This window comes from Streptomyces sp. NH27 (assembly GCF_056859195.1).
In genome coordinates, this window is record NZ_JACEGK010000244.1 from 1 (window position 1) to 11,344 (window position 11,344).

The window sequence follows — 11,344 nt, forward strand, 5'->3', positions numbered from 1 at the left end:
TCAGCAGGTCGCGGTGCGGCTGCGCGACGGCCCAGCCGCGGAAGGCGCGGACGAGGTCGCGCAGCCGGGCGCGCGGGGTCCCGCCGGTGCCGGCGGCCGTCGCGGCGGCGTCGGCCATGGCGGCTACCTCGACGCGCACCGCACCGGCCGGGCCCGGGTCGCCATCGGTCGCTCCGCCGACTTCGTCGGGCCCGGGGTGCTCAACTCCTCGCTCGGCGGGGCGGTCTTCCCCGGCGCGCTCACCGGCGGGGCCGTGCTCGGCATGGGCGACATCGACCTGCCGCACAGCTACACCGACATCCGCGAGGTCGCGGCCGGGCTCGCCACCCTCGGCGAGCGCACCGGCGACGACGCCGACGGGCGGGTCTGGCACCTGCCGACCGCGCCGGCCTGGACCACCCGGCAGGTGCACGACTTCCTCGCCAAGGAGACCGGGCGCCCGCTCGACGTCGTGGTCCTGCCCGAGTCCCGCCCGTTCGGGCCCTTCGACGAGGTGTTCGCGGCCGAGTACGCCGAGATGTTCTACCAGCACACCGAGGGGCAGGTCATGGACTCCTCGGCGTACGAGGCGTTCTTCGGGGCACGGCCCCGCCCGCTGTCGACCACGCTCCGCGACACCCTCGCGTGGTACGCCCAGGGCGTCCCGGCGTAGGGCCGGTAGGGCCGGTAGGGCTGCGGGCCCACCCCTTGGCGCGGGTCGCCTCGTACGCCGCGCGGGCCGTGACCGCCGCCGCGCGGGCCGTGACCGCCGCCGCGCGGGCCGTGACCGCCGCCGCGCGGGCCGTGACCGCCCCGGCGCTCGGCCGGCCCGGGTGGCGGTCGAGGTGCGCGGAGGGTTGACGGATGCTGGGGCCGCCGGGAGGGTCACACGCAGCACTTTCATCCCGGCTGCACCAAGGAACGTAGAGAAAGGCAGGGCCACGTGGCGGAGGCAAGGGCGGGACGCGACCGCGGCGACCGCGGGGGGAAGCGAAGGACACGCCGGGTGGTCGGGGTGCTGCTCGCGGTGGCGCTCGGAGCGGCGGCCCTGGCCGGGTGCAGCGCCACCGGCGGCAAGCGGGCGGAGGACCGGGCGAAGCAACTCGCCGCGAACGGCTCCGCGGTGAACACCCCGCACTGGACGTTCGCGATGGTGACGCACTCCGGCGCGGGCGACACGTTCTGGGACATCGTGCAGAGCGGCGCGAAGCAGGCCGCGCAGAAGGACAACATCAAGTTCCTCTACTCCAACAGCGACCAGGGCGACCAGCAGGCGCAGTTGGTGCAGGCCGCGATCGACCAGCACGTGGACGGCCTGATCGTCACGCTCGCCAAGCCGGACGCGATGAAGGCGGTGGTGGCGAAGGCGGTGAAGGCGGGCATCCCGGTGATCACCGTCAACTCCGGTGCGGAGCAGTCGAAGCAGTTCGGCGCGCTGACGCACATCGGGCAGGACGAGACGGTCGCGGGCAACGCGGTCGGCGACGAGTTGAACGCGCGCGGCCGCAAGCACGCCCTGTGCGTGCTGCACGAGCAGGGCAACGTCGGCCTGGAGCAGCGCTGCGCCGGGGTGAAGGCGAACTTCCACGGCACCATGGACAAGCTCTACGTGGACGGCACGAACATGCCCGACGTGCAGTCCGCGGTCGAGGCCAAGCTCCAGGCCGACCCGTCGATCGACTCCGTGGTGACCCTCGGCGCGCCCTTCGCCGCGACCGCCGCCAAGGCCAGGCAGCAGGCGGGCTCGAAGGCGGAGATCGACACGTTCGACCTCAACGCCCAGGTGGCCGCCTCGCTGAAGGACGGCACCCTCGGCTTCGCCGTCGACCAGCAGCCCTACCTCCAGGGCTACGAGGCGGTCGACCTGCTGTGGCTGTACCGCTACAACAAGGACACCCTCGGCGGCGGCCAACCGGTGCTCACCGGCCCGCAGATCGTCACCAAGGACGACGCGGACGCGCTGCTGTCGTACACGAAGCGGGGCACCAGGTGAGCGCGCTGGACGTCATGGGCGGCGCCGGCGACGAGCGGTTGGCGCCCAGGTCGCTCGCCCGACGGCTGCTCGGGCGGCCGGAGTTGGGCGCGGTGGTCGGCGCGGCCGCGGTGTTCCTGTTCTTCTCGCTCGTCGCCGACTCCTTCCTGCGCGCCTCCAGCATGGGCACCGTGCTGTACGCGTCGTCCACGATCGGCATCATGGCGGTGCCGGTGGCGCTGCTGATGATCGGCGGTGAGTTCGACCTGTCCGCGGGCGTGATGGTGACCAGCTCGGCGCTGATCTCGTCGATGTTCAGCTTCCAGATGACCGCGAACACCTGGGTCGGCGTCGGGGTCTCGCTGCTGGTGACGCTGGCGCTGGGCGCGTTCAACGGGATCATGCTGGTGCGCACCGAACTGCCGAGCTTCATCATCACACTCGGCACGTTCCTGATGCTCGCCGGCCTCAACCTCGGCCTGACCAAGCTGATCAGCGGCACCGTGGCGACCAAGTCGATCAGCGACATGCAGGGCTTCCCGACCTGCCGCGACCTGTTCGCATCGCACTGGACGATCGGCTCGGTCGACCTCCAGGTGACCATCCTGTGGTGGCTGGGCCTGGTGGTCGTGGCGACCTGGGTGCTGCTGCGCACCCGCGTGGGCAACTGGATCTTCGCGGCGGGCGGCAACGCGGACGCGGCGCGCGCGGTCGGCGTGCCGGTGGCCCGCACCAAGGTCGGCCTCTACATGGCGGTCGCGTTCTGCGCCTGGATCTCCGGCCAGCACCTGCTCTTCTCGTTCGACGTGGTGCAGTCCGGCGAGGGCGTCGGCAACGAGTTCCTCTACATCATCGCGGCGGTGATCGGCGGCTGCCTGATGACCGGCGGCTACGGCAGCGCGATCGGCTCGGCGGTCGGCGCGTTCATCTTCGGCATGGCGAGCAAGGGCATCGTGTACGCGCAGTGGGATCCGGACTGGTTCCAGTTCTTCCTGGGGGCGATGCTGCTGCTGGCCGCCCTCCTCAACGCGTGGGTGCGCAGGCGGGCGGAGGCGAACAAGTGATCACGGTCGACGACGACAAGAGCCCCGGCCCCTCCGCCGGGGCGCCCGGTGCCCTGGTGGCGCTCACCGACGTCAGCAAGTCCTACGGGAACGTACGGGCGCTGCGCGAGGTGTCCCTGGAGGTGCACGCCGGAGAGATCACCTGCGTGCTCGGCGACAACGGCGCCGGCAAGTCCACCCTCATCAAGATCATCGCTGGGCTGCATCCGCACGACGCGGGCACGTACGCGATCGAGGGCGAGCAGGTCCGGCACAGCTCGCCGCGGCAGGCGCTGGACCGCGGCATCGCGACCGTCTACCAGGACCTCGCCGTGGTGCCGCTGATGCCGGTGTGGCGCAACTTCTTCCTCGGCTCGGAGCCGACGAAGGGCCGCGGGCCGCTGCGCCGCCTCGACACCGCCCTGATGCGCACCACCACCCGCCAGGCGCTGCTGCGGATGGGCATCGACCTGCGGGACGTGGACCAGCCGATCGGCACCCTGTCGGGCGGCGAACGCCAGTGTGTGGCGATCGCCAGGGCGGTGCACTTCGGCGCGAAGGTACTGGTGCTGGACGAACCGACCGCCGCGCTGGGCGTGAAGCAGTCCGGCATGGTGCTGAAGTACGTGGCCGCGGCCCGCGACGCCGGTCTGGGTGTGGTGCTCATCACGCACAACCCGCACCACGCCTACCTGGTCGGGGACCGTTTCGTCCTTCTCAAGCGTGGCGCGATGTCCGGCAGCCACCTGAAGGAGGACATTACGCTGGACGAGCTGACGCGGGAGATGTCCGGCGGCAGCGAACTCGACGAACTGACCCACGAGCTGAGCCGGTCCCGGAAAACCGGCACAATGGCCGAGGACACCGCCACGCCCGCTCCACCCGCTCCACCGGCTCCGTCCGTTCTGCCCGCTCCGTCCGCGCCCCACGCCGACCCACCCGACCCGGAGACCATCGCTTGAGTGCCAATCGTGAACGTGTCTACCGCGGCGGCGCAGCGCGCGCCACGGTGTGGCAGAGCGTGGGTATGCGCGACCGCAGGGAGCGCCGCTCGCACCTGACCGCGCCCCGCGTGCCCACCGTCGGTATCGACATCGGCGGCACCAAGGTGATGGCGGGGGTGGTCGACGCCGACGGGAACATCCTGGAGAAGCTGCGCACCGAGACCCCCGACAAGTCCAAAAGCCCCAAGGTGGTCGAGGACACCATCGTGGAGTTGGTTCTCGACCTCTCCGAGCGGCACGACGTGCACGCGGTCGGCATCGGTGCCGCCGGCTGGGTGGACGCCGACCGCTCCCGGGTGCTGTTCGCACCGCACCTGGCCTGGCGCGACGAACCGCTGCGCGACCGGCTCTCCGAGCGGCTGCTGGTGCCCGTCATGGTCGACAACGACGCCAACACCGCGGCCTGGGCGGAGTGGCGCTTCGGCGCCGGCCGCGGCGAGGCCGACCTGGTGATGATCACCCTCGGCACCGGCATCGGCGGCGCGATCCTGGAGGACGGCCGCGTCAAGCGCGGCCGCTACGGGGTGGCCGGCGAGTTCGGCCACATGCAGGTGGTGCCAGGCGGGCACCGCTGCGCCTGCGGCAACCGCGGCTGCTGGGAGCAGTACAGCTCCGGCAACGCGCTGGTCCGCGAGGCCCGCGAGATGGCCGCCGCGGACTCCCCGGTGGCGTACGGCATCAACGACCGGGTCGGCGGCAGCATCCGCGACATCACCGGGCCGCTGATCACCGAACTGGCCCGCGAGGGCGACCCGATGTGCGTGGAGCTGTTCCAGGACATCGGCCAGTGGCTCGGCGTCGGCATCGCCAACCTCGCCGCCGCCCTCGACCCGTCCTGCTTCGTCATCGGCGGTGGCGTCAGCGCCGCCGACGACCTGCTGATCGCCCCGGCCAGGGAGGCGTTCCGGCGTACCCTGACCGGCCGCGGCTACCGGCCCGAGGCGCGCATCGCCAAGGCCGAACTCGGCCCCGAGGCGGGCATGGTGGGCGCCGCGGACCTGGCGCGGCTGGTCGCCCGCCGGTTCCGCCGGGCCAACCGGCGCCGGGTCGAGCGCTACGAACGGTACGGACGCACTCTCGGACGACAGGCAACCCAACCGTGACCACATCGCAGCACAGCGGCCCGGAAGCGGCCGTCGTGGACGACCTCGCAGAAGCGGAGGCCGAGTTCGCCGCCGCGCCGCGGCTGCCGCGCAACCCACCGCGCTGGGTGCGCTGGACCGTGGTGCCGCTGCTGGTGCTCGTGCCGATGGGCTACGTGGCGGTGTCCGCCGCGCAGAGCCGCGGCAGCGGCGAGGACGCCATACACGAACTGGCCGGCCGTCAACTCACCCAGGTGTACCCGACCCAGCTCCAGCAGCGGATCTACCAGGTGACGATCCCGGTCGGCGCGCGCTACGTCCGCAACCTGGAGACCAACTCCTGGGACACCAGCGAGCTGTACGCCGAGTTCGCGACCACCGCCGGCGGCCTGGACACCTTCCTCGCCCAGATCGGCACCAGCCGGGCCGCGTTGCAGTACGGCAAGGTGGCCATGACGGCCGCCCAGTGCAAGGCGGCCGGCTGGAACTTCGCCATCCACCGCACCTGGGCGGGTCTGCGCCTGTACCGCCCCGGCGACAAACCCGACCACAACATCACGGTCAACATGACCAATCCGGACCACCCCCGGGTCTACGTCGTGTCCACTGTCAACTTCCAGCACGGGTTCGGGGGCGGCTGAGTGGCGCCCGTGAGGGAGGCCCCTGCCATGTCCCGCCCTTCACTCGATAGCGTGAGGCGATGAGCGACACGACCGACGAGACCGCCGACCGGCTCGGCACGTACGCCGCCGCGGCCACGTACACCCCGTACGCCGGCCGTGTCGGTGCCCTGACCGACGACGACGGCGGCGATGCCACCGACGCGGACGACGAACGCGACGACCTGCAACCCCCGTTGCAGTACCGCTTCGACGGCCCCGACGACGCCCCCGTGCTGGTCCTCGGACCCGCGCTCGGCTCGACCTGGCACATGTGGGACCGGCAACTGCCGCAGCTCACCGCGCACTGGCGGGTCCTGCGGTACGAACTGCCCGGGCACGGCGGCGCGCCCGCCGAGCCCGCCTCGACCGTGGACAACCTCGCCCGGCGGCTGCTGGCCGTCCTCGACGACGAGGAGGTCGACAACTTCGGGTACGCCGGCTGCGAGCTGGGCGCCGCGGTGGGGGCCCGGCTGGCCCTGCTGCGGCCCGACCGGCTGGCCGCGCTCGCCCTGGTGTCGGCCGCGGCCCGGTTCGGCAGCGCCGACACCTGGCGGCAGCGCGGCGTGGTGGTCCGCGCCAACGGCCTGGACCGCACCGCCGCCAACACCCCCGAGCGCTGGTTCACCGGGCCGTTCCGGTCCACCCAGCCGGCGATCACCCAGTGGGCCGTGCAGATGGTCAAGACCACCGACAGGGCCTGCTACATCGCCGCGTGCGAGGCGCTCGCCGGGTTCGACATCCGCGACCAGCTCGGCAGCATCACCGTGCCCACGCTGGTGGTGGCCGGCGCCGACGACACCGAGACGCCGCCGGCCGACGCCCGGCTGCTGGTGGCGGGCATCCACGACGCGCGGCTCGCCGTCGTGCCCGGCACCGGGCACCTCGCGCCGGTCGAGGAGCCCGCCGCCGTCGGCACCCTCCTGGTACGGCACTTCGAGACCGCGTGGGCGGTGGACCGCACCTCCGGCACGGTCCCGTACGCGCCCGCGCCGCCGCCGGTACAGCCGCGCGTGCCCGCGCCCGCCGCCGCGCCGCCCAAACCCGACGCGTACGCCGAGGGCATGAGGATCCGCCGGGAGATGGTCGGCGAGGCCGAGGTCGATGCCGCCGTCGCGCGGGCGAAGACCTTCGGCAGCGGGTTCGACACGTTCGCCACCCGCTGGGCGTGGGGCGAGACGTGGACCCGTCCCGGGCTGGACCGCCGCACCCGGAACTTCGTCGCGCTCACCGCGCTCACGGTGCTCGGCCAGCTGGAGGAGCTCGCGGACCACACCCGGGCGGCTCTGCGGGGCGGGCTGACGCCCACGGAAATAGAAGAGACGTTGCTGCAGACCGCGGTCTACTGCGGGCTGCCCGCGGCGCGCGCGGCCGTGGACAGGGCTCGCTCCGTCATCGACGAGGAGACCGCCACGGGCAAGGGGTGACGGGACCGCCCGGGTTGCCTGGTCGCGGATGTGCCCGGGCCTCGCGCTCATCAGGTCACCGGGGTGCGCTCGGCGCTGCTCGCGAGCCGTGGCGGTGCGGCGCCGTGCCGTGGGGCCCGGCAGGATGGGGGCATGGAGCTGACAAAGAAATCGCACGCGTGCGTGCGGCTGGAGCAGGACGGCCGGACGCTGGTCATCGACCCGGGGGCGTTCAGCGAGCCGGACTCGGTGGCCGGGGTGGACGCGATCCTGGTGACGCACGAGCACATGGACCACTTCAGCGAGGACCGGCTGCGGGCTGGGCTGGAGGCGAACCCGGCGGCCGAGCTGTGGACGTCGGCGAGCGTCGCGGAGAAGATGTCGGCGGCGTTCCCGGGCCGGGTGCACACCGTGGGGCACGGCGACACCTTCACCGCGGCCGGGTTCGACGTACAGGTGCACGGCGAGCTGCACGCGGTGATCCACCCGGACATCCCGCGGATCACCAACATCGGCTTCCTGATCAACCGCGCCGTCTTCCACCCGGGTGACGCGCTGACGCTGCCCGGCCACGCCGTGGACACGCTGCTGCTGCCCGTACAGGCGCCGTGGAGCAAGATCTCCGAGGTGATCGACTACGTCCGCGAGGTGAAGCCGCGCAGGTCGATCGACGTGCACGACGCGCTGCTGACCGACCTCGCCCGCCCGATCTACGACATGCAGATCGGCAACCTCGGCGGCGCCGACCACCTGCGGCTGGCGCCGGGGGAGGCCGCCACCGTCTGAGGGTGCGGGCGGGCTGTCGTACCCAGCCGTTAGGTTGGGGGACATGCGTATCGCGACCTGGAACGTCAACTCGATCACCGCGCGGCTGCCCCGGCTGCTGGCCTGGCTGGAGAGCAGCGGCACCGATGTGCTGTGCGTCCAGGAGACCAAGTGCAGCGCCGAGCAGTTCCCGCACGACGAGCTGCGCGCGATCGGTTACGAGGCCGCAGTCGAGGCCACCGGGCGGTGGAACGGCGTGGCGGTCATCTCCCGGGTCGGCCTGGCCGACGTGGTGCACGGCCTGCCCGACGGCCCCCGTTACGAGGACGTGGCGGAGCCCCGCGCGCTCGCCGCGACCTGCGGCCCGGTCCGCGTCTGGTCGGTCTACGTGCCGAACGGCCGGGAGGTCGACCACCCGCACTTCGCGTACAAGCTGCGCTGGTTCGAGGCGCTGACCGCCGCCGTCGCCGGGGACGCGGCGGGACAGCGCCCCTTCGCCGTCCTCGGCGACTACAACGTGGCGCCGGCCGACGCCGACGTGTGGGACACCACCGCGTTCGAGGGCGCGACCCACGTCACGCCCGCCGAGCGCGCCGCGCTGACCACCCTGCGCGGCACCGGCCTGAGCGACGTGCTGCCCCGCCCGCTGAAGTACGACCACCCGTACACGTACTGGGACTACCGCCAGCTCGCCTTCCCGAAGAACCGCGGCATGCGGATCGACCTCGTGTACGGCAACGAGCCGTTCGCGAAGGCGGTTTCCGACGCGTATGTGGACCGCGAGGAGCGCAAGGGCAAGGGTGCCTCCGACCACGCCCCGGTGGTGGTCGACCTGGAGGTGTGAGGGAGGGCCCGGTGCGGCGTGCGGCCGACCGGGGTCATCAGCGCGGGGGACCACCACGGGCGTGTCAGCCGCCGATCGGCCGGAAGGGCACCACTGCGCGTGCATGATGGCGCCAGCGGACATCCCGGGACACGCCTCACCGGTCCCTGACGCTCTCTCACACCACCTTCACCACCGGCTTGTACGGAGGCACGACGTGGACTCCCTTCAGCAACTGCCGAACATCGGAGCGGTGCTAGCGGATCGGCTGCGCCGCGCCGGAGTGGACGACGCGGGCGAACTGCGCCGGCTCGGCTCGGGCCGCGCCTTCGAGAAGATCCGCCCGGAACTTCCGGAGGACGCCTGCACCCACACCCTTCTCGCGCTCGAGGGTGCGCTTCGCGGGATGCGCTGGACCGCGATCCCCCAGACCGAACGCGACACCCTCGTCCACCGCGTTCTGGGGTGCCCCTGACCCTCCAGGGCGCCTGGCCCGGTCCGTTCCGGGACCACCTGTCGGTGGTGGGCTTCGACGGACGGCAGGGACGAAGGGGCGCCCGGTGCGGCGGGCCGTTTACGCGCCAGGGGCTCGGGCAGCCGCACCGAAGGGGGACCGTCGCGAGAAGGGAAACCTGATGCCCCCCACCGTCACGCAGGACACCGTCCTCAGCGACGCGCAGATCGCCGAACTCGCGCAGCAGCTCAGAGTGGACGCGGTCCGGGCCGCGGATGCCGCTGGCTCCGGGCACCCCACCTCCTCGATGTCCGCCGCGGACATCTTCGCGGTGCTGCTCGCCCGCCATCTGCGCTACGACTTCGACCACCCGGAGCACCCCGGCAACGATCACCTGATCCTGTCCAAGGGCCACGCCTCCCCGCTGCTGTACGCCGCCTACAAGGCGGCCGGCGCCGTCACCGACGACGAACTGCTCACCTTCCGCAAGCTCGGCAGCCGGCTGGAGGGCCACCCCACGCCGAAGATCCCGTGGGTCGACGTGGCCACCGGCTCGCTCGGCCAGGGTCTGCCGATCGGCGTCGGCGTGGCGCTGGCGGGCGCCCGGCTGGACCGCCTGCCGTACCGCACGTGGGTGCTGTGCGGCGACAGCGAGATGGCCGAGGGATCGGTGTGGGAGGCGTTCGAGCAGGCCGGGATGGAAGGGCTCGACAACCTCACGCTGATCATCGACGTGAACCGGCTCGGCCAGCGCGGCCCCACCCGGCACGGGTGGGACCTGGAGGCGTACGCCCGGCGGATCAGGGCGTTCGGCTGGCACACCGTGGAGATCGACGGCCATGACGTGGACGCGGTCGACCAGGCGATGGCGACCGCCCGCACCAACCGCGGCGCCCCCACCGCGATCATCGCCCGCACCCGCAAGGGCCGGGGTGTGGCCGCCGTGGAGAACCAGGAGGGCAAGCACGGCAAGCCGCTGCCCGACGCCGAAGCCGCGATCCGCGAGCTGGGCGGCCGCCGCGACCTGCGGGTACAGGTCCACGGGCCCGCCGACGCCGTACGGCCGCCCCGCACGGCGCCCGACCCGGACGCCGCCCTGCCCCGTTACGACAAGGGCGGCAGCGTCGCCACCCGGACCGCGTTCGGCGAGACGCTCGCGGCACTCGGCGACCGGCGCGGCGACATCGTCACCCTCGACGGCGAGGTCGGCGACTCCACCAGGGCGCAGCTCTTCGCCGCCGGTCACCCCGACCGCTACATCGAGTGCTACATCGCCGAGCAGGAGCTGATCGGCGCGGCCGTCGGCGTCGGCGTGTGCGGGTGGACGCCGTACGCGTGCACGTTCGCCGCGTTCCTGACCCGCGCGCACGACTTCCTGCGGATGGCCGCGGTGTCCCGCTCCGACCTCAACGTGGTCGGCACCCACGCGGGCGTCTCCATCGGCGAGGACGGCCCGTCCCAGATGGGCCTGGAGGACATCGCGATGCTGCGCGCGATCCACGGCAGCACCGTGCTCTACCCGTGCGACGCCAACCAGACCGTGCAGCTCGTCACGGCCATGGCCGAGCGGCGCGGCGTCACCTACCTGCGGGCCAGCCGCGGCGACTTCCCGGTGATCTACGGTCCTGACGAAGCCTTCCCGATCGGCGGGAGCAAGGTGCTGCGCGCGGGCGACGACGATCAGGTCACGCTCATCGGTGCGGGGATCACCGTGCACGAGGCGCTCGGTGCCGCGGACAAGCTCGCGGCCGAAGGGATCAGCGCCCGCGTGATCGACCTCTACTCCATCAAGCCGGTCGATGTGCAGACGTTGCGGGTTGCCGCGCAGGCGACCGGGAGGTTCGTCACCGTCGAGGACCACCATCCCGAGGGTGGGCTCGCCGACGCCGTTCTGGAGTCCTTCGGGAACGGGCATCCCATGCCGCTTCTGACCCGGCTCGCCGTCCACGCCATGCCGGGGTCGGCCACTCCCGATGAGCAACTCGACGCCGCCGGCGTCAGCGCCCCCTCCATCACGGCGGCCGCCCGCAAACTCGTCACCGGCTGAGCCCCTTCCCGGGACGGTCCCCCGTCCGGCCGCCCACAGGGACTAATCGACGTTGTGGCCGCTGTGCCGCTGCGGGTGGGTGCGGACCCGACCGGAGCGCACGCCGGAGG

At 72.5% G+C, this 11,344-nt stretch carries 11 protein-coding genes; all 11 read left to right on the plus strand.

From position 1 onward, the window contains the following. A partial coding sequence (locus AC13HU_RS20415) for a Rossmann-fold NAD(P)-binding domain-containing protein (RefSeq protein WP_483043346.1) occupies positions 1-652 on the plus strand: 652 nt, incomplete at its 5' end. A 333-nt stretch (positions 653-985) separates the two neighbouring features. Continuing rightward, positions 986-1,972: a sugar ABC transporter substrate-binding protein gene (locus AC13HU_RS20420; RefSeq protein WP_483043347.1), complete on the plus strand. Its 987-nt coding sequence runs from the start codon at positions 986-988 to the stop codon at positions 1,970-1,972. A 14-nt stretch (positions 1,973-1,986) separates the two neighbouring features. Beyond that, positions 1,987-3,015 (plus strand): ABC transporter permease, encoded by a 1,029-nt coding sequence (locus AC13HU_RS20425; RefSeq protein ID WP_483043355.1) that lies wholly within the window; start codon positions 1,987-1,989, stop codon positions 3,013-3,015. Beyond that, positions 3,012-3,956: an ATP-binding cassette domain-containing protein gene (locus AC13HU_RS20430; protein ID WP_483043348.1), complete on the plus strand. Its 945-nt coding sequence runs from the start codon at positions 3,012-3,014 to the stop codon at positions 3,954-3,956. The genes AC13HU_RS20425 and AC13HU_RS20430 overlap by 4 nt, the downstream gene beginning before the upstream one ends. Continuing rightward, positions 3,953-5,101 carry an ROK family glucokinase gene (locus tag AC13HU_RS20435; protein WP_483043349.1) on the plus strand — a complete coding sequence of 383 codons (1,149 nt, stop codon included), beginning with the start codon at positions 3,953-3,955 and terminating at the stop codon, positions 5,099-5,101. The genes AC13HU_RS20430 and AC13HU_RS20435 overlap by 4 nt, the downstream gene beginning before the upstream one ends. After that, a complete protein-coding gene (locus AC13HU_RS20440) occupies positions 5,098-5,721 on the plus strand; it encodes a hypothetical protein (protein WP_483043350.1) in 624 nt (207 codons plus the stop codon). Before AC13HU_RS20435 ends, AC13HU_RS20440 begins: the two co-directional genes overlap by 4 nt. A gap of 59 nt (positions 5,722-5,780) precedes the next feature. Further along, on the plus strand, positions 5,781-7,166 hold the full coding sequence (pcaDC, locus tag AC13HU_RS20445; RefSeq protein ID WP_483043351.1) for a bifunctional 3-oxoadipate enol-lactonase/4-carboxymuconolactone decarboxylase PcaDC: 1,386 nt from the start codon (positions 5,781-5,783) through the stop codon (positions 7,164-7,166). 132 nt (positions 7,167-7,298) lie between these two features. After that, positions 7,299-7,931 carry an MBL fold metallo-hydrolase gene (locus tag AC13HU_RS20450; RefSeq protein WP_483043352.1) on the plus strand — a complete coding sequence of 211 codons (633 nt, stop codon included), beginning with the start codon at positions 7,299-7,301 and terminating at the stop codon, positions 7,929-7,931. Positions 7,932-7,974: 43 nt separating this feature from the next. Continuing rightward, entirely contained in the window at positions 7,975-8,754 is a 780-nt protein-coding gene (locus AC13HU_RS20455; RefSeq protein ID WP_483043353.1) for an exodeoxyribonuclease III, read from the plus strand. Between the two features lie 196 nt (positions 8,755-8,950). After that, the gene (locus AC13HU_RS20460) at positions 8,951-9,208 is read left to right on the plus strand and encodes a TfoX/Sxy family DNA transformation protein (RefSeq protein ID WP_328470957.1); all 258 of its coding nucleotides are present in this window, start codon (positions 8,951-8,953) and stop codon (positions 9,206-9,208) included. 160 nt (positions 9,209-9,368) lie between these two features. Then, positions 9,369-11,234, plus strand: a complete 1,866-nt coding sequence (locus tag AC13HU_RS20465) for a transketolase (protein ID WP_483043354.1) — start codon at positions 9,369-9,371, stop codon at positions 11,232-11,234. Positions 11,235-11,344: the final 110 nt, after the last annotated feature.

Excerpts from the sequence above, each read along its gene's own strand:
- AC13HU_RS20455 (WP_483043353.1), top strand. The coding sequence starts at position 7,975 with ATGCGTATCGCGACCTGGAACGTCAACTCGATCACCGCGCGGCTGCCC.
- AC13HU_RS20465 (WP_483043354.1), top strand. The coding sequence starts at position 9,369 with ATGCCCCCCACCGTCACGCAGGACACCGTCCTCAGCGACGCGCAGATC.
- AC13HU_RS20450 (WP_483043352.1), top strand. The coding sequence starts at position 7,299 with ATGGAGCTGACAAAGAAATCGCACGCGTGCGTGCGGCTGGAGCAGGAC.
- pcaDC (WP_483043351.1), top strand. The coding sequence starts at position 5,781 with ATGAGCGACACGACCGACGAGACCGCCGACCGGCTCGGCACGTACGCC.
- AC13HU_RS20425 (WP_483043355.1), top strand. The coding sequence starts at position 1,987 with ATGGGCGGCGCCGGCGACGAGCGGTTGGCGCCCAGGTCGCTCGCCCGA.